Origin of the sequence: Occultella kanbiaonis (genome assembly GCF_009708215.1) — a bacterium.
Lineage (GTDB): Bacteria > Actinomycetota > Actinomycetes > Actinomycetales > Beutenbergiaceae > Occultella > Occultella kanbiaonis.
The window spans coordinates 1,817,251-1,833,679 of record NZ_CP046175.1 but is presented as its reverse complement, the minus strand read 5'-3'; the positions used below and the strand labels follow the sequence as shown (position 1 = coordinate 1,833,679).

The window sequence follows — 16,429 nt, the reverse complement described above, 5'->3', positions numbered from 1 at the left end:
CCCGGGTGGCTAGCCGCCACGGCCACGGCCCAGACATTCTCTAAGCAGGAGTCCCGCACCCAGGCTGGCTCCAAGTTCCCGAACAGGGACACCGCTTCGACCAGACACCGGGTCCGCGGACGGCCACTCAGCTGCAAGAGATCACCACGTGTCCCAGTCGGCAAGCACGGCCGCCCACGGACCCACCACCAACCTAAATGTCGGTAGGGGCTCCTACGCTGTCCGGCATGCAGACCGCTCTCGCAATCGCCGTCATCGCCGCGTTTGCCAGCGTCGCGGCGGCAGTGCTGTCCTATCGCTCCTCCAAGTCCGCCACCGAGGGAGCCCACCGCATCGCTTCGTTGAACCACCGCATTACGGCGTTGGACGCCGAGAGTGCACAGTTCCGCGAGGACTTCCGAGGGTTCCACGCAGCCATGGGCAGCGTGAAGGGACTCACCGATGTCGGAGCTCTGCTCGCGGCGACCGAGATTCTCCAGGCCAACCCACGTAGCAGCGACGCACTCATTCAGGTTACGGACACTCTGCGGGGCGCTACACAGGCGATCGTCGGCGGGACGGCGCCGAGGTTCAGGACCGCCGGAGGCACAGCAGCGCCACTGTCCGATGAGAGCTTTCTAACGCTCCGCCGCGAGTTCCGTGAAGCGCTGGCCGCCATCGCGCGGGAGCGCGCGACACTGGTCGCACAGCGTGAGCGGGCCAGCTCATGAGAGGCCTGGAAGTCGCGCTGCTGTGGGTCACTGCTATCGGCACGGTCCTGGCAGCCATCGTCCCCGGCGTGCTGTTCTTCTTCGAGCGCCGCGGGCGCCAGGCAGCGGAGAAAGCACTCACCGCCGAGCGCCGCGACCGCGCCGAGGCAGAGCAGCGCCGCGCCGAGGCTGACCTGCTCGCCCAGGTGCGCCGCGTTGCCGTCTGGCCCACGCTGCTGCCCTTCCACAGTGGCATGGGGCCGACGACGGTCATGTACCTGACCGTGCACGTGGCCAACCACTCGGACAACCCGGTGTTCAATGTGGTCCCGGGAGCGCCGACCGGCACCATGGATACGGGCACGCCGTGGCAGCTCGTGACGCCCGGTGAGGAGATGGTGGCCACGGTGGACGGCGCCGATCTGAGCTCCCCTGAGCCTCCTCGGTGCCGGGTCGAGTTCACCGACGTGTCCGGGCGACGCTGGGCCAGGTACAGCGACGGCTACGTGGTCCGGCTCAACGCCGACCAACTGGCAACGTCTAGCAGGGCCGAGAGGTAGGGCGGTGCCACAAGATCGGCGACCCCGCTCTGCCCGGACCACGTACTCGCGGATGCTGATCGCCCAGTGCCGACGGGTGACATCAGGGATCACTACATGCAGTCGCTCCCGCCGGCAGCGAGGGGCCAGAAAGGGAATGCTGCGCGAGGCCGAGAGGTCCTTTCTCAGTTGGTGACCTCGGCCAGGCTCACACCCGCGCCCGTGCCGAGGCGGTGCCCCACCAGCGGGAACACCTGCTCGGCGATGCGCTCCAGCTCCTCGTGCAGCGGCGAGGACTGGATGAGCACCAGGTCGAGGCCGGCGTCGGCGTAGGCGAGCAGCTTCTCCGCGACCTGCTCCGGGGTGCCCACGAGGTTCGGGCGCAGCCCACGGGTGCCGACCGAGTAGTCGCGCAGACTGACCTGCTGCTCCAGCTGGGAGTGCGAGATGAACTCCTGGTAGGACGCGAAGCTCGGGCTGTCCGCGGACGGCGCGGCGGTGATCCGCTCGAGCTCGGCCTGCGCCTCGGCTTCGGTGTCCCGCACGATGACGTAGGCGGCCATGCCGAACTCGCCGAAGCCCTCCTTGCCGAGCTCCTCGCGGCGCCGGCGCATATCGGAGACCTTCGTGCCGATCTCCTCGACCGTGCCGCCGTGCATCACGTAGGAGTCCGCGAACCTCGCGATCGAGGCCTTGCCGCCCTCGCTCTCACCGCCCGCCCAGATCGGCGGGATCCGCTGCGGCTTGGGCTCGAGGATCGTGCCCTCCGCGGTGTAGAACTGGCCGGCGAAGTTGAACGGCGTCTCCCGCCAGAGCCCGGACACCACGTCCATCCACTCCTCGGTGCGCACGTACCGCTCGTCGTGCTCACCGAACACCCCGCCGTACTGCTTGGCCTCCTCGGCCCACCACGCGGAGACCACGTTCAGGGCGAGCCGGCCCCCGCTGATGTCGTCCAGCGTCGCGGCCCGCTTGGCGAGCACCTGCGGCGTGTGGAACCCGGGCCGCACCGCCACCATGATCTCGACCTGCTCCGTGACCGCGGCGACCGCCGCCGCGAGTTCCCAGGCCTCCAGGCTCGGCGCCGACGGACCCTTGCGGTCGTTCAGGTACAACTCCGGGATGAGCGTGATGTCATAGCCGAGCCGGTCGGCGATCTCGGACACGCGGCGCACGTAGGCGAACGTGGCCGGCATCTGCTCGTCGTCGATGTTGCGGAGGAATCCGCCGTAGATCGGGGTCCAATAGCCCAGTCGCATCGCTGGTCTCCTTCGGGGGTGTGGGGGTGGTGTTCGGAGCTCGCCGGCCGGTTCAGGCCGGGCGGCCGCCGTGGTTGAGGATCTGGCCGCCGACGCGCAACTGTTCGAGGAACTGCACGATGACACCGGCCACGCTGCGGTGGTTGGCGTCGTTGAGCACGTCGTGGACGCCGCCTCGCACGGTGACCAGTTCCACGCCGGGCCAGTGCCCGACGGCGTCGCGCACCCGGTCCCAGGGCGCGAGCTCGTCCGCCTCGCCGTGCAGGACGAGCGTGGGGACGGCGACCTGCCAGGCCTCGCCGCCCTCGATGGCGGCGCCGTCGAGCGCGGCGCGCCACTGCCCGACGGCGGGGGTGCTGTCCGCGAGCGCGGTCACCGTGGCCTCGTCCGCGGCGAGCAGCCCGCGGTGCAACGGGCAGGCGGTGCGGGCGGCGAGTGCCTCCTCGACGTCGGTCGGCGCGGCTCCCACCTCAAGGGTGGTGCCGGCCAGCACGAGCGCGTTCGCGTCGATGGTGGCCGGGGAGAGCGCCTGCACGGCGGCCGCTGCGGACACATCGGTGGCGACGAGCACTCGCGGTGCGTCCCCGAGCCGCCCGGCCAGGGCCAGGGCGTCCCAGGCGTGCGCGAGCTCGTCTCCGTCGGAGGCCAGGTGCGGCAGGACCTCGACGGCGTACCCGTCGGCGCTGATCCGGCGCCCGAACCGCTCGTAGTGCCCGGGGCGCTCACCGCGGCCGGGCACGACCACGATCGTGCCGCGGACGGCAGCCGGCGGGTCCCAGCGAACGGCGTCGACCGCGTTCTCGATCAGGGTGCTCATGCCGTCCCGCCTGCGCCGACAAGGGCGGGCTCGCCGGAGACGTCGGACGCGGCGGCGTCGCGCGCGGCGGCGCCGGAGCGCAGCAGCGGGACCAGCTCCTCGCCCCACCGGCGCACGTCGTTCAGCGGGTCGAAGCCGCGGATCAGCACCCGGGTGACGCCGAGGTCGTAGTACTTCAGGATCGCCTCGGCCACCTGCGCCGGGGTGCCGACGGGCGCCGTCGAGTTGCCGGCCGGGCCGACCAGCTTGGTGATGCCGGTCCAGAGCCGCTCGTCGTGGACCTCGGACTCGGCGGCGGCGTCCTGCAGGCGCTGCGCGGAGGTGGAGGTCTGGTCCCCCTGCCGCCTGCCGAAGCGCCACCCGGCCTGGTGGTTGCCGAGGCGCTCCGCAGCAGCGTCGTAGATGGCCGCGGCCTTCTCCCACGCAGCGTCCTCGGTGTCCGCGACGATCGGGCGCAGCGACACGGAGAACTCGACGTTGCGGCCGTGCTTGGCGGCCTCGGCACGGATCAGCGCGATCCGCTCGGCCGTGGGCGCCAGCGGCTCCCCGAACAGCATGAACGTGTCCGTGTGCTCGGCGCCGATCGCGACGGCGTCACCGGACTGGCCGCCGAAGAAGATCGGGATCTGGCCGTTGGGCTTGACCGCGCTGAACGCGCCGACGTACTTGTAGAACTCGCCCTCGTGGTCGAACGGCTCGGCACTGGTGAGGGTGCGACGCAGGACGTCGATGAACTCCGCGGTGCGGCGGTAGCGGGCGGGCTTGTCGGAGAAGTCGCCCTCACGCTGCTGGTCGGTGTCGCTGCCACCGGAGATGTGGTGGATCGCGACGCGGCCCTCACCGTAGAGGTTCTCGAGGGTGGCGAGCTTGCGGGCCACGAGCACCGGCTCGGTGAACCCCGGACGGTGCGCGATCAGCACGCCGAGCCGCTCGGTGGTGGCGAGGATGTCCGAGGCGATCGCGAAGCCGTCCGGGGAGGCGGCGCTGTAGCCGATCAGGGTGCGGTCGAAGCCGGCTGCGTCGTGGGCGCGGGCGAACGCGCGCAGGAAGGCGGGGTCGACGACCTTGCTGTTGGCCCAGCCGAGGGACTCGGAGCCGTTCTGGGTGGCGACCATGCCGAGGATCTGGATGCTCATTTCGAACTCCTTGGGTGACGATGAGGTCGGGTCAAGTCGGGTGGTTCTGACGGGTGGGTGGGGCAGACGGTCCGGCACTGCTCAGCTGCTGGCGAGCACCTCCCGGCGCAGGGCCTGGCGTTGTGCGGCCCCGGCGTCACCGGCGTGCAGCGATGCCGCAGACGCGAGCAGCATCCGGGTGTACGGGTGCTCCGGGTGGGCGAGCACCTGCGCCGTCGGGCCCTCCTCCACGATCGAGCCGCGATACAGCACAGCGACCCGGTCGCTGACCGCGGCCACCGAGCCGAGGTCGTGGGAGATGAGGAGCAGGCCGAGGTCGCGGTCTCGGCGCAGCCCGTTCAGCAACTGCAGCACGTGGTTGCGGTGCGCCGCGTCGAGCGCGCTGACGGGTTCGTCGCAGATGAGGACCTGCGGCGAGACCGCGAGCGCACGGGCGATCGCGACGCGCTGACGCTGGCCGCCGGAGAGCTGTCCCGGCGTGCGGTCGGTCAGGTCGGGCTCGAGCCCGACGGCGTGCAGCGCCTCGGTCACTCCCGTCTCGATCTGCGCGGCGCCGAGTCCGCCACGGAGCACCAGCCCCTGGGCCACCGAGCGGCCAACGGTCAGGTCAGGGTCGAGGGAGCGCAGCGGGTCCTGGAAGACGTACTGCACGGCGCCGGTGCGGCGGAATGCTCGTAGCCGGGAGCCGCGCAGGCCGGTCACCTGGGTGCCCTCCCGGCCGACCGTGATCGACCCGTCCGTGGTCGGGACCAGACCGAGCGCCGCCCGGGCGAAGGTGGTCTTGCCGGATCCGGTCTCCCCGATCAGGCCGACGACCTCACCGGAGCGCACCGACAGGTCCACCCCGTGCAGGATCTCCCGGCGCCCTAGGCGCACCCTGACCCCGGTGGCGGTCAGCAGGACCGGGCCGGGCCCGACCCGGTCGGCGGAGCCGGGCGCGCTGCCCGGTCGGGACGCGGTCACGACGGACTCAGACATCGGCGGACTCCTTCTCCAGGTACCCGGCCAGCGAGTACGCGTCGTGGTGCTCCACCAGCAGCTGGGTGTAGGGGTGCTGTGGGTTCGCCAGGACCTGCGTCGTCGGCCCGGACTCGACGACCTCGCCGTGCCGCATGACGAGCAGGTTCTCCGTGCTCCGGGCCACCACGGCGAGGTCGTGCGAGACCAGCACGAGGGCCAGCCCCTCCCGGGTCCGGACCGTGTCGAACAGGTCGAGCACGTCCGCCTGGACGGTCACGTCGAGGGCCGTGGTGGCCTCGTCCGCGATGAGCAGCTCGGGCCCGAGGCAGATCGCGATCGCGAGCAGGACCCGTTGCAGCATCCCGCCGGAGAGCTCGTGCGGGTACTGGGTCAGGACCAGGTCAACCCGGTGCAGCCCCAGGGACTCGAGCAGCTCGGCGGCCCGCTCCTTCGCTGCGGCCCGGGAGAGTCCGCCGCGTACGCGAAGCACCTCGGTGAGCTGCTTCCCGACCGCGATCGAGGGGTTCAGGTAGGAGGCCGGGTCCTGGAACACGGCGCCGATGCGCGAGCCCCGCACCTGCTCCCACTCCTTGCGTCGCAGCGTGCGCAGGTCGAGACCGTCGAAACCGACGCTGCCACTCGTCACGGTGATCCCGTGGGGCAGCAGCCCGAGCAGCGCCCGGGTGGTGAGGGTCTTGCCGGAGCCGGACTCCCCCACGATCCCGAGGGAGCCGCCCCGGGCCAGGCTGAACGACACCCCGGCGACCAGGTCGCGGCCGTCCGGGGCCGCGATCCACAGGTCCTCGACCTGGACCAGGTCGGTGTTCGCCGTCGCGGGGACGGTCGAACCGGTGCCGGCGTCAGCGGACATCGGCCACCTCCCGCTTGAGTGGGTTGCGCAGGGCCTCTGCCGCGCGGCCGGCGTCACCGCTGGCGTCGCGGATCGCGTCGGCGAGCAGGTTCAGGGCAGCGACGGTGCCCATGATCGCCAGTGCCGGGGCCACCGGGCCGAACGGACGCTGGGTGAGGTAGCCGAGGTCGCTGGCGAGCATGCCACCCCAGGTGGGCTCCGGGGGCTGGATCCCGATGCCGAGGAACGTCAGCGACGAGACCACGAGCAGGCCGCCCGCGGCGAGGTTCGCCGTGGTGACCACGACGGCGGGCAGCACCTTGGGCCAGATGTGCACGGCCAGCACGTGCCACCAGGGCGCGCCGAGCAAGGTCGCCGCCTCGACGTACTGCGCGCCGGCGTGGCTGAGGGCCGCGGCCCGGATGATCCGGAAGTAGACCGGGGCGATCAGCACCCCGACGGCCACCATCGCCTGGAACAGTCCGTTGCCGAACAGGCCGGCGACGGCGATCGCGAAGATGATGAACGGCAGGGCCATGAACGCGTCGGCGACCCGCAGGCTCGTCCAGGTCGCCACCTTGCCGCTGAACGCACTGAGCATGCCCGGCACGATCCCGAGCAGGGCGCCGATCACGACGGCGGTCAGCGCGGCGAACACGGAGACCCGGGTCCCGGCGATCAGCCGGGAGAGCACGTCCCGGCCGAGGTAGTCGGTGCCGAGCCAGTGCGCGGCACTGGAACCCTGCAGGATGGCGCTGGTGTTCTGGGCCAGCGGGTCCTGCGGTGCGAACAGGTCACCGGTGACGACGAGCACGAGGACGAGGCCGAGGAAGGCCACGGCCACCTGGGCGGTTCGTGCCCGCAGTGCCCGGCGGATCATGCCGCACGTCCCGACGCGGGCAGCAGCCGGGCCAGCACCACGTTCACCACGAGCGAGGAGACCAGCACGAGCAGCACGGCCACCAGGAGCGCACCCTGGATCACCGGCACGTCCCCACGTAGGGCCGCGTCCCGGGTCAGCTGCCCGATGCCGGGCATCTGGAACACGGCCTCGGTGATGACGGCGCCCCCGACCAGCCGTGGGATGTGCAGGCCGACGACCGCGATCGCCGGGGCCGCACCGTTGCGCAGGGCGTGCACGAGCACCACCCGCCGCCACGGCAGGCCGCGCACCTGGGCGCCGAGCACGTAGTTCTCGTCGAGCGAGCCGACCAGACCGGTGCGCAGCTGCCGGGCCAGGTCCGCGGAGGCGTCGAGTCCGAGCGCGAACGCCGGCAGCACCAGGAACGATGCCCAGAGGCCGATGCCGGCGGAGATCGGCACATAGCCGCCGGTCGGGAACACCGGGATGAGCACCGCGAACACGATGATGAGGCCGATGCCGGCGACGAACGCCGGCACCGTGGTGATTGCCGCGGAGACGGCGGTGATCGCCCGGTCGACGAACCGGCCCCGGTTCAGCGCTGCGACGATGCCGCCGCTGGCGCCGAGGACCAGTGCGATCGCCAGGGCGAGCCCGGCGACGGACAGGCTGACCGGGAGTCGCTCGACGATCGAGTCGGCGACCGGGATGTTCGTGAACCACGAGGAGCCGAGATCGCCGTGCAGCGCGTTCCAGACCCAGCTGCCGTACTGCTCGTAGAACGGCCGGTCGAGCCCGAACTCGTGGCGCATCCGCTCCACGTCGGCCGGGGTGGCGACCTCGCCGAGCACCGCCGCCGCCGGGTCCTGGTCGCTGAACGCGCCGAGCGCGAACGTGATCAGGGTGGTCAGGAACAGCACCGGGACCGCGATGGCCAGGCCCCTGCCGAGCGCGATCAGGACACCGCGCGCCGGCGAGTGCGGGGCGAGGTCGGCGACCTCGTCGAGCGGGGCGAGCACCTCCTCGTCCTGGGCCTGCACCGAGGGGGTCGCGACCGCCGTCATTCGACCCACACGCCCTCGAATCGCACCGTGCCGATCTGGTGCTGCCAGTCGTGCACGTTGTCACCGTGGACGTACAGCCGCGGCCAGGTGAACAGGAACGTGTTCGGCATCGTGGTCACGGCCGTGTGCACGGCCGTCTGCAGCGTCTCGGCGTAGGCGGGGTCGTCCAGCGGGACCTGGCGGGCCGCGTCGATCGCGGCGTCGAGCTCGGGCGGGCTGTTGCGGCCGAGGTTCATCAGTCCCTCCGGGCCGAACAGCACCTCGAGGGCCTGCAGCGGGGACTCCCGCCCGGAGAAGCTGTCCAGGTACAGCGGGTACTGGCGGGAGATGTAGTTGCTCACGCCGGGCGTGGCCACCTCGATGGTGATCGTGATGCCGGCCTCGGCGACCTGCGCCTGGATCTGCTCGGCGAGCGCCTGGTCGGCGGCGCTTCCGATGGTCAGCGTCAGGTCGATGCCGTCCGGGTGCCCGGCCTCGGTCAGCAGGTCGGCGGCCGTGTCGGGGTCGTAGGCGTACAGGTCGTCCAGCGACTCGTCGTAGGCGAGGTAGCCCTCCGGGAACGGCTGCCAGTTGGGCTCCCCGTGGCCGAAGTAGGCGACGTCCACGAGGGCCTGGCGGTCGATCGCGTGGCTCAGCGCCTGCAGCACCAGCGGGTTGTCGTAGGGGGCGACCGTGTTGTTCACGTCCAGGGTTCGCACGGTGAACACGCGCTGCTCCTCGACGGTCAGTTGCGCCGCCTCGGCGGCCGCCACCTGCGCGGGCGGCACCACGGCGATGTCGAACTGGCCGGAGGTGAGCCCCGCGACGGCGACCGTCGGGTCGGGCGGCGGCTTGAGCTCCACCCCACCGAGCAGGATGTTCTCCGCATTCCAGTATTCGGCGTTGCGCTCGAAGACGGCGCGCGAGTCGGGCACGTACTCGGTGAGGACGAACGGGCCCGAGCCGACCGGGGCGATCGCGAGGCCGTCGACGTCGGCGGCGAACGCCGTCGGGCTCACGAGCATGCCGGTCTTGCCGGCCATCAGCAGCGGGATCTGGTAGTCGGGCTGGTCCAGCTGGAAGGTGACGTTCAGCTCGTCGACCACGGTGACTCCCGTGATCACGGCGAGCTGCGCGGCGATCGTGGAGTTCGACTGGGTCTGCCCGCGCTCGATGTTCGCCCTGACCGCCTCGGCATCCACCGGGGTGCCGTCGCTGAACGTCAGGTCGGGCCGGAGGGTGAAGGTGATCTGGTCACCGGTGTCGTTGTAGGACCAGGACTCCGCGAGCCCGGGTCGCGCGTCGCCGTTGTTCTCCTGCTGGACGAGCGCGTCGTAGGCGAGCGCGAGGGCGTGCACGTCCTGGCCGGCGGTCGAGGCGACCGGGTCCCAGGAGGTCGGCAGGTGCCAGCCCCAGATGAGCGTGCCGTCCGGGTCCGGGGTGCCGTCGGAGGAGCTGTTCCCGCCGGCGCCGCCGGAGCAGGCCGCCAGGAGGGCGAGCAGGAGCAGAGGGATGAGCGCGCGGACGGGGCGTCGGCGTGAAGTCATGGGGGCGTCCTGTGTGGTGCGGAGGGAGGTGTGCGGGGGCACGGTGGGCGGAGGGCCGGGGTTCAACCGGCGGCGGCGTCGGGACGGTGCCCGAGTGGCCGCAGGGCGGGCACGTGCCCGGCGGGGTCGGCGTCAGGGCCGACAGCAGGACATTCGGGCGCGCCCGCTGGGACACTCCCGACACCGCATCCGGGCAGCCCGGGACCCACGCCGCGTGGCGGCGGGCCGGTTCAGGGTGCTCCGAGTCATGACGTCGATGCTCGCAGGGGCACGGCGCCGGCGTCCAACAACGATCCGCCGACCCACCGATAGCGGATGCTTATCGGTTCCGGGCGTGGAACGAGAGCACCACCCGATCCTGGCGGTCCCGCCGGGATCGGGTGGTGCTCGGCCGCTACTGCGGCGTCATCGTCGGGTGCGCTCAGGCGCTCTTCTCGCGCGGGGTCCGCTTGGACCGGGGGGCCTCGCGGGGCACCAGGGTCGGGTTCACGTTCTCCAGGACGACCTCACGGGTGATCACGACACGGGCGATGTCCTCGCGGCTGGGCACGTCGAACATCACCGACTGGAGCACCTCCTCCATGATGGCCCGCAGGCCACGCGCGCCGGTGCCGCGCAGGATCGCCTGGTCCGCGACCGCCTCGATCGCGTCCGGGGTGAACTCGAGCTCCACGCCGTCCATCTCGAACATCCGCTGGTACTGCTTGATCAGCGCGTTCCGCGGCTCGGTGAGGATCTGTGCCAGGGCGGGGCTGTCGAGCGGGGAAACGGTGCTGATCACCGGCACCCGGCCGATGAACTCGGGGATCAGGCCGAACTTCAGCAGGTCCTCGGGCATGACGTCGTCGATCACGTCGACGTCGTCGGCGCTGTGCAGCGGTGCCCCGAAGCCGATGCCGCGGCGACCGGACCGCGCGGAGATGATCTCGTCGAGACCCGCGAACGCTCCGGCCACGATGAACAGCACGTTCGTGGTGTCGATCGTGATGAACTCCTGGTGCGGGTGCTTGCGCCCACCCTGCGGCGGCACCGAGGCCTGCGTCCCCTCGAGGATCTTCAGCAGGGCCTGTTGCACGCCCTCACCGGAGACGTCCCGGGTGATCGACGGGTTCTCGCTCTTGCGGGCGATCTTGTCGATCTCGTCGATGTAGATGATCCCGGTCTCGGCCTTCTTCACGTCGAAGTCGGCGGCCTGGATCAGCTTGAGCAGGATGTTCTCGACGTCCTCGCCCACGTAGCCGGCCTCCGTCAGCGCGGTCGCGTCGGCGATCGCGAACGGCACATTCAGCATCTTGGCGAGGGTCTGGGCGAGGTAGGTCTTCCCGCAGCCCGTCGGGCCGATGAGCAGGATGTTGGACTTGGCGAGTTCCACGTCGGCGTCGTCGCCGGTGGTGGAGGCCGCGGACGGGCCGGCCTGGACCCGCTTGTAGTGGTTGTAGACGGCCACGGCGAGCGACTTCTTGGCGCCCTCCTGGCCGATGATGTACTGCTCGAGGAACTCGAAGATGTCCCTCGGCTTCGGCAGGTCCACCAGGCCGAGCTCGTTCGCCTCGGCGAGCTCCTCCTCGATGATCTCGTTGCAGAGGTCGATGCACTCGTCGCAGATGTAGACGCCTGGGCCAGCGATCAGCTTGATGACCTGCTTCTGGCTCTTTCCGCAGAACGAGCACTTCAACAGGTCGGCGCCCTCCCCTATCCGAGCCATGCGCCTCACCTCTCCGATCTGCTGGTCAACCTGGTCGCCCGGCGATCCGCCGTCGTTCCATTGTGCGTCATCGATCCTCGACAACAACCATTTCACACTACGTGCGCCACGTCTTTTGTTGCGCGAACGGCCCGCCGCGTGTCGTCACGCGTCGGGCCGTTCGGGTCATGCGCTCCGGGTCACTTGCCGGCCGGCAGCTGCGGGGCCTTGCGGCTCTCCAGCACCTGGTCCACCAGGCCGTACTCGAGTGCGCCTGCGGCGGAGAGGATCTTGTCCCGCTCGATGTCGCTGCGGACGTCCTCCACCGGCTTGCCCGAGTGCAGGGCAAGGGTGTCCTCGAGCCACTCGCGCATGCGGAGCACCTCGGCGGCGTGGATCTCGATGTCCGAGGCCTGCGCGTAGCCACCACCCTCGAGGGAGGGCTGGTGGATCAGCACGCGGGCGTTCGGCAGTGCGAGCCGCTTGCCGGGCGAACCGGCGGCGAGAAGCACGGCGGCCGCGGACGCGGCCTGCCCGAGGCAGACCGTCTGGATCTGCGGCTTGATGTACTGCATCGTGTCGTAGATCGCCGTCATCGCGGTGAACGAACCACCCGGTGAGTTGATGTACAAGGTGATCAGGCCGTCCGGGTCCTGGCTCTCCAGGACGAGGAGCTGGGCCATGATGTCGTCCGCCGACGCGTCGTCGACCTGCACGCCGAGGAAGATGATGCGGTCCTCGAACAGCTTCGTGTACGGGTCCTGCCGCTTGAAACCGTACGCGGTCCGCTCCTCGAACTGCGGGAGCACATAGCGCGACGTGGGCGCGGGCATGGCCCGCCCGCCGAAGTTCGCCGCCTGCTGGGAAAGGTTCACAAGTGTTCTCCTACGAATCGATGATCGGCGGGCGTCAGTCGGTGGTCCCGCCACCACCGGTGACGGACGCGGCATCGGTGACGACGTGGTCGATGAAGCCGTACTCGAGGGCCTGGGCCGCGGTGAACCAGCGGTCGCGGTCGGCGTCGCGGTCGATCTCCTCGACGGTCTTGCCGGTCTGCTCGGCGGTCAGCTCGGCCATGACCTTCTTCATGTGGAGGATCAGCTCGGCGTTGATCTTGATGTCCGTCGCCGTGCCGCCGATGCCGCCGGAGGGCTGGTGCATCATGACGCGGGCGTGCGGGGTCGCGTAGCGCTTGCCCTTGGTGCCCGAGGCGAGGAGGAACTGCCCCATCGACGCGGCCATACCCATCGCCACGGTGGCGACGTCCGGCTGCACGTACTGCATGGTGTCGTAGATCGCCATGCCCGCGGTGACCGAACCACCCGGGGAGTTGATGTAGAGCCAGATGTCCTTCTCGGGGTCCTCCGCCGCGAGCAGCAGCATCTGCGCGCAGATCTGGTTCGCGTTGTCGTCGCGGACCTCGGATCCGAGCCAGATGATCCGCTCCTTGAGGAGTCGGTTGAAGATGTGGTCGCCCAGACCCAGTCCCGGCTGGTCCGACTGTGCGGCCTTGGGAATCTCGCTCACGGTTCGTGCTCCTGATCGTCGGTTGTTGTCCCTGCGCATGACACTAACGCCGAGTGCCGTCGGTATCTGCCCGCACATCGCTGGTTTCGCTGTTGGCGCACGCCCGGGCCTGCCGGGGACGGCGGAGGTCCCGCACCCGGGTGGGTGCGGGACCTCCTGCGCGGGTGAGGTGAGGCTCAGGCCTTCGCGTCGTCGGCGTCGTCGGCGTCCTCGGCCGAGTCGGCACTGTCCGCGGAGTCGGCCGAGTCGGCACTGTCGGCGGACTCGGCGCTGTCGGCGGACTCGAGGTCCTCGACATCCACCTCGACGGTCTCGATGCCACCGGCCTCGACGGCCCCGTCGGCAGCGGCCTGCGCAGCGGCGACGGCGGCCTGGACGGCGTCCTCCTCGTCGGAGCCGATGTAGTCGGTCAGGTCGACCTCCGCACCGGCGCCGTCGACGATCTTCACCTGGCGCAGTGCGACCGCGAGCGACTTGTTCCGGGACAGCTCGGCCACGAAGGTCGGGATCTGGCCGTTGGTGTCGGCCTGCTGGATGAACTCGTTCGGGTCCATCCCGTACTGCTGGGCGGTCCGGAGCAGGAACTCGATGAGCTCGTTCTGACCGACCTTGACGTCGACCTTCTCGGCGAGGGTGTCGAGCAGGAGCTGACGGCGGAGCGTGTCCGTGGCCTCGACGCGCACCTCCTCGCGGTGGGTGTCGTCCTCGAGCCGGCCCTCGTTCTCGAGGTGACGGTGGATCTCCTCCTCGATCACGCCGCTCGGCAGCGGGAAGTCCGTGTTCGCGAGCAGGTGCTCGAGCAGCTGGTCGCGGGCCTGCACGGCGCGGTTGTTCGACTTGGCGTCGGCGACCTGCTCGCGCAGGTTCTCGCGCAGCTCTGCCACGGTGTCGAACTCGGACGCGGTCTGGGCGAAGTCGTCGTCCACGTCGGGCAGTTCCTGCTCCTTGACGGCGGTCGGGGTCACCGTGACCTCGGCCTCCTCGCCGGAGCGCTCGCCGCCGGCCAGCGGCGCCTTGAACGTCGTGGTCTCCCCCGCCGTCAGGCCGGTCAGTGCCTCGTCGAGGCCCTCGAGCATGTTGCCGGAGCCGATCTCGTAGGAGACGCCGGAGACCGAGTCGATCTCCTCCTCGCCGATGGTGGCCCGCAGGTCGATCGTGGCGAAGTCACCGGTCTTGGCGGCGCGGTCCACCGAGACCAGGGTCGCGAAGCGCTGGCGCAGCGTGGTCAGGCGCTCCTCGACGTCCTCATCGGACACCTCGGCGTCCTCGACGGTGAGCGTCACGCCGTCGAGCTCCGGCAGGGCGATCTCGGGGCGGATGTCCACCTCGGCGGTGAAGACGAGTGCGTCCTCGTCAGCACCCTCGGTGGCGACGCCCGGCACGGAGGTCACCTCGATGCTCGGCTGGCCCAGCGGGCGCACCTCGGCCTCGGTCACGGCCTGGCGGTACAGGCCCGGGAGCGCGTCGTTGACGGCGTGCTCGACGACGGCGCCGCGGCCGACCCGCTGGTCGATGATGCGCGGCGGCACCTTGCCCTTGCGGAAGCCGGGGATGTTCACCTGCTCGGCGATGTGGGAGTAGGCGTGGTCCATGCTCGGCTTGAGTTCCTCCGGCGTGACCTCAACGGTCAGCTTGACCCGGGTCGGCTCGAGGTTCTCGACGGCGCTCTTCACTACGTGTTCTCCACTCATGGGTGTCTGTCGGGCAAGTCGCGCGAACGCACTCGGCGGCGTCGCCGCCTCTTCGTTCGTCATTGGCGTCCGCAGACACGTGAGGGCACGGCGAAGCGAACAGCGGCCCCTAGTCTACCCCGCCGGTGGGAGACCGGTACGCGGCGAGACGCGGGACCCAGGACCCCTGTCAGGTTGCCCCCGCGGGGTCCCTGACCTGCTCTCCCTCGCGCAGGGTGACCGGGAACAACTCGGTCCGCGCGACCACCCGGTCGCGCTCGGCGGCCAGGGCCGTGCGGCGCGGGTCCGTGAGGTAGCCGTCCAGGTCGGCCTGGTCGGCGAAGCGGTAGACCTGCACCTCGTGCGGGTTGCCGTCCGCGCCGCCGGCGACGGCCCGTTGGACGATCTGCGCGCCGTGGTCGACGAGCAGCGCGATCACCGTGTCCTCGTAGGCGGACAGGTCCGCCTCGTTCCCGGGCGTCGCCCAGAGCAGGCAACACAGCGTCAGCGGGCCGTCCGAGCTCATGGGGGTGGATTCTGGCAGCCTCCGGCGGGAGCGCACAAGGACGCCGAGATCGCCCTCAGGGGCCGAGCGGTGTCCAGAAGGACCACGGTTCGCCCTCGGGTCCGAGCGCACCGTACTCACGGACGCCGTAGGGCTGGTCGGTGGGCGCGAACGTGATCGTGCCACCGCGGGCGACGACGCCGGCGTGGTGGGCGTCGACGTCCTTGACGGTGACCACGAGCATGCCCGTGGCGGCCCCGAGGGCGGCGGGTGACGCGAGCCGCCACCCGGGCGCGACGGGGTGCAGCATGACGAGCCCGTCGACGGTGCGGACCTCCGCCTGGACGACGGCGCCGTGCGCATCCCGGTGCACCGGTCCGGGTTCGAGCCCGAACACCCGGACGAGGTGCTCGTGGGCCCGCTCGAGGTCCTCGTAGACGAGGACGGCGATCCGGCGCAGGGGTTCGGTCCGGGCCACGGCGGTGTCCTCGAGCACCGCGAGCAGCCGGCGGCAGACGTCGACATCTGGCCCGCCGTCGCTGGTGTGCGCCATGGCACCGGCCGCCGGCGCCTGGGCCGCGCGCACGCCGGAGAGACGGTGCAGCATTCGCTCGGTCCGCAGCACCTGATCCTCGAGGGCGGCGAGGTGCCCGCGCAAGGCGTCGTCGAGGGTCCAGGCCGGGTCGTCCAGGGCACGGCCGATCTCGTCGAGATGGGTGCCGAACCGGCGCAGCACGCTGATCCGGTAGAGCCGTTCGACGTGCTCGCGACGGTAGACGCGGTGCCCTGCGCTCGTGCGCTCCGGGCGCAGCAGACCGACGTCGTCGTAGTGGTGCAGCGTGCGGATGGTGAGCCCGGAGAGTTCGGCGAGCTCACCCACCCGCCAGCCGTCCGGCGGGCCTCCCCCGGCCACGGTCAGCCCTTCGGGGTGTACAGCGCCCACCGGTGCCCGAACGGGTCCACCAGCCAGCCGCGGCGCTCGTCGCCGGAGTCGCTCGGCTCACGGTCCACGGTCGCTCCGGCCGCCACCGCGGTGGCGTAGGCAGCATCGACATCGTCGACGCCGAGCACGATCGCCGCCGTGCTGTGCCCCAGGGTCGCGGGGGCGTACGCGCCGTAGTCGTGGTACTCGTCGGAGAGGTAGAACACGTCGCCGTCGATGGCGAGGGTGACGTGACCGATCTTCCCGTCGTCGTCGTAGCGTTCCCCCGTTTCCCGCGCCCCGAACGCGGCGGCGTAGAAGGCGACAGCGGCGGCGCCGTCATGCACGGTCAGGTACGGGATCAGGCGGGTCATCTCGGTCTCCTTCGTCCGATGCGGGGCGGTCGACCTCGCTGGTGT

At 70.9% G+C, this 16,429-nt stretch carries 17 protein-coding genes; 2 read left to right on the top strand and 15 right to left on the bottom strand.

The annotated features are described in order from the left end of the window. The first annotated feature begins 227 nt into the window (after positions 1–227). Both GKS42_RS08395 and GKS42_RS08390 read left to right on the top strand, forming a co-directional pair. On the top strand, positions 228–710 hold the full coding sequence (locus GKS42_RS08395; RefSeq protein WP_154793411.1) for a hypothetical protein: 483 nt from the start codon (positions 228–230) through the stop codon (positions 708–710). Then, a complete protein-coding gene (locus GKS42_RS08390) occupies positions 707–1,249 on the top strand; it encodes a hypothetical protein (RefSeq protein ID WP_154793410.1) in 543 nt (180 codons plus the stop codon). The genes GKS42_RS08395 and GKS42_RS08390 overlap by 4 nt, the downstream gene beginning before the upstream one ends. A gap of 164 nt (positions 1,250–1,413) precedes the next feature. Here the strand turns inward: GKS42_RS08390 and GKS42_RS08385 are convergent, their stop codons facing one another. The 15 genes from GKS42_RS08385 to GKS42_RS08315 form a co-directional block, all read right to left on the bottom strand. After that, entirely contained in the window at positions 1,414–2,487 is a 1,074-nt protein-coding gene (locus GKS42_RS08385; protein ID WP_154793409.1) for an LLM class flavin-dependent oxidoreductase, read from the bottom strand. A gap of 52 nt (positions 2,488–2,539) precedes the next feature. Further along, on the bottom strand, positions 2,540–3,304 hold the full coding sequence (locus GKS42_RS08380) for an alpha/beta hydrolase (RefSeq protein WP_154793408.1): 765 nt from the start codon (positions 3,302–3,304) through the stop codon (positions 2,540–2,542). Next, positions 3,301–4,440 carry an LLM class flavin-dependent oxidoreductase gene (locus GKS42_RS08375; RefSeq protein ID WP_154793407.1) on the bottom strand — a complete coding sequence of 380 codons (1,140 nt, stop codon included), beginning with the start codon at positions 4,438–4,440 and terminating at the stop codon, positions 3,301–3,303. The genes GKS42_RS08380 and GKS42_RS08375 overlap by 4 nt, the downstream gene beginning before the upstream one ends. Positions 4,441–4,521: 81 nt before the next feature. Beyond that, positions 4,522–5,418 carry an ABC transporter ATP-binding protein gene (locus GKS42_RS08370; protein WP_154793406.1) on the bottom strand — a complete coding sequence of 299 codons (897 nt, stop codon included), beginning with the start codon at positions 5,416–5,418 and terminating at the stop codon, positions 4,522–4,524. Then, on the bottom strand, positions 5,411–6,271 hold the full coding sequence (locus tag GKS42_RS08365; RefSeq protein WP_154793405.1) for an ABC transporter ATP-binding protein: 861 nt from the start codon (positions 6,269–6,271) through the stop codon (positions 5,411–5,413). The genes GKS42_RS08370 and GKS42_RS08365 overlap by 8 nt, the downstream gene beginning before the upstream one ends. Beyond that, a complete protein-coding gene (locus GKS42_RS08360; protein ID WP_154793404.1) occupies positions 6,261–7,130 on the bottom strand; it encodes an ABC transporter permease in 870 nt (289 codons plus the stop codon). Before GKS42_RS08360 ends, GKS42_RS08365 begins: the two co-directional genes overlap by 11 nt. Beyond that, on the bottom strand, positions 7,127–8,176 hold the full coding sequence (locus GKS42_RS08355) for an ABC transporter permease (RefSeq protein ID WP_154793403.1): 1,050 nt from the start codon (positions 8,174–8,176) through the stop codon (positions 7,127–7,129). Before GKS42_RS08355 ends, GKS42_RS08360 begins: the two co-directional genes overlap by 4 nt. Next, complete coding sequence (locus tag GKS42_RS08350) at positions 8,173–9,702, bottom strand: ABC transporter substrate-binding protein (RefSeq protein WP_154793402.1); 1,530 nt, start codon at positions 9,700–9,702, stop codon at positions 8,173–8,175. Before GKS42_RS08350 ends, GKS42_RS08355 begins: the two co-directional genes overlap by 4 nt. Positions 9,703–10,123: 421 nt before the next feature. Continuing rightward, entirely contained in the window at positions 10,124–11,407 is a 1,284-nt protein-coding gene (clpX, locus tag GKS42_RS08345) for an ATP-dependent Clp protease ATP-binding subunit ClpX (RefSeq protein WP_154793401.1), read from the bottom strand. Between the two features lie 179 nt (positions 11,408–11,586). Then, on the bottom strand, positions 11,587–12,219 hold the full coding sequence (locus tag GKS42_RS08340; protein ID WP_154796606.1) for an ATP-dependent Clp protease proteolytic subunit: 633 nt from the start codon (positions 12,217–12,219) through the stop codon (positions 11,587–11,589). Positions 12,220–12,295: 76 nt separating this feature from the next. After that, on the bottom strand, positions 12,296–12,913 hold the full coding sequence (locus tag GKS42_RS08335; protein ID WP_174791059.1) for an ATP-dependent Clp protease proteolytic subunit: 618 nt from the start codon (positions 12,911–12,913) through the stop codon (positions 12,296–12,298). Between the two features lie 176 nt (positions 12,914–13,089). Beyond that, complete coding sequence (tig, locus tag GKS42_RS08330) at positions 13,090–14,586, bottom strand: trigger factor (RefSeq protein ID WP_154793399.1); 1,497 nt, start codon at positions 14,584–14,586, stop codon at positions 13,090–13,092. A 187-nt stretch (positions 14,587–14,773) separates the two neighbouring features. Then, a complete protein-coding gene (locus GKS42_RS08325; RefSeq protein WP_154793398.1) occupies positions 14,774–15,109 on the bottom strand; it encodes a hypothetical protein in 336 nt (111 codons plus the stop codon). A gap of 55 nt (positions 15,110–15,164) precedes the next feature. Further along, positions 15,165–16,031, bottom strand: a complete 867-nt coding sequence (locus GKS42_RS08320; RefSeq protein WP_210769337.1) for a MerR family transcriptional regulator — start codon at positions 16,029–16,031, stop codon at positions 15,165–15,167. Next, a complete protein-coding gene (locus tag GKS42_RS08315; protein ID WP_154793397.1) occupies positions 16,004–16,384 on the bottom strand; it encodes a VOC family protein in 381 nt (126 codons plus the stop codon). The genes GKS42_RS08320 and GKS42_RS08315 overlap by 28 nt, the downstream gene beginning before the upstream one ends. Positions 16,385–16,429 lie beyond the last annotated feature (45 nt).

Bases quoted from the DNA above. Each gene is read 5' to 3' on its own strand.
- GKS42_RS08395 (WP_154793411.1), top strand. From the start codon at position 228: ATGCAGACCGCTCTCGCAATCGCCGTCATCGCCGCGTTTGCCAGCGTC.
- GKS42_RS08390 (WP_154793410.1), top strand. From the start codon at position 707: ATGAGAGGCCTGGAAGTCGCGCTGCTGTGGGTCACTGCTATCGGCACG.
- GKS42_RS08385 (WP_154793409.1), bottom strand. From the start codon at position 2,487: ATGCGACTGGGCTATTGGACCCCGATCTACGGCGGATTCCTCCGCAAC.
- GKS42_RS08380 (WP_154793408.1), bottom strand. From the start codon at position 3,304: ATGAGCACCCTGATCGAGAACGCGGTCGACGCCGTTCGCTGGGACCCG.
- GKS42_RS08375 (WP_154793407.1), bottom strand. From the start codon at position 4,440: ATGAGCATCCAGATCCTCGGCATGGTCGCCACCCAGAACGGCTCCGAG.
- GKS42_RS08370 (WP_154793406.1), bottom strand. From the start codon at position 5,418: ATGTCTGAGTCCGTCGTGACCGCGTCCCGACCGGGCAGCGCGCCCGGC.
- GKS42_RS08365 (WP_154793405.1), bottom strand. From the start codon at position 6,271: ATGTCCGCTGACGCCGGCACCGGTTCGACCGTCCCCGCGACGGCGAAC.
- GKS42_RS08360 (WP_154793404.1), bottom strand. From the start codon at position 7,130: ATGATCCGCCGGGCACTGCGGGCACGAACCGCCCAGGTGGCCGTGGCC.
- GKS42_RS08355 (WP_154793403.1), bottom strand. From the start codon at position 8,176: ATGACGGCGGTCGCGACCCCCTCGGTGCAGGCCCAGGACGAGGAGGTG.
- GKS42_RS08350 (WP_154793402.1), bottom strand. From the start codon at position 9,702: ATGACTTCACGCCGACGCCCCGTCCGCGCGCTCATCCCTCTGCTCCTG.
- clpX (WP_154793401.1), bottom strand. From the start codon at position 11,407: ATGGCTCGGATAGGGGAGGGCGCCGACCTGTTGAAGTGCTCGTTCTGC.
- GKS42_RS08340 (WP_154796606.1), bottom strand. From the start codon at position 12,219: ATGCCCGCGCCCACGTCGCGCTATGTGCTCCCGCAGTTCGAGGAGCGG.
- GKS42_RS08325 (WP_154793398.1), bottom strand. From the start codon at position 15,109: ATGAGCTCGGACGGCCCGCTGACGCTGTGTTGCCTGCTCTGGGCGACG.
- GKS42_RS08315 (WP_154793397.1), bottom strand. From the start codon at position 16,384: ATGACCCGCCTGATCCCGTACCTGACCGTGCATGACGGCGCCGCCGCT.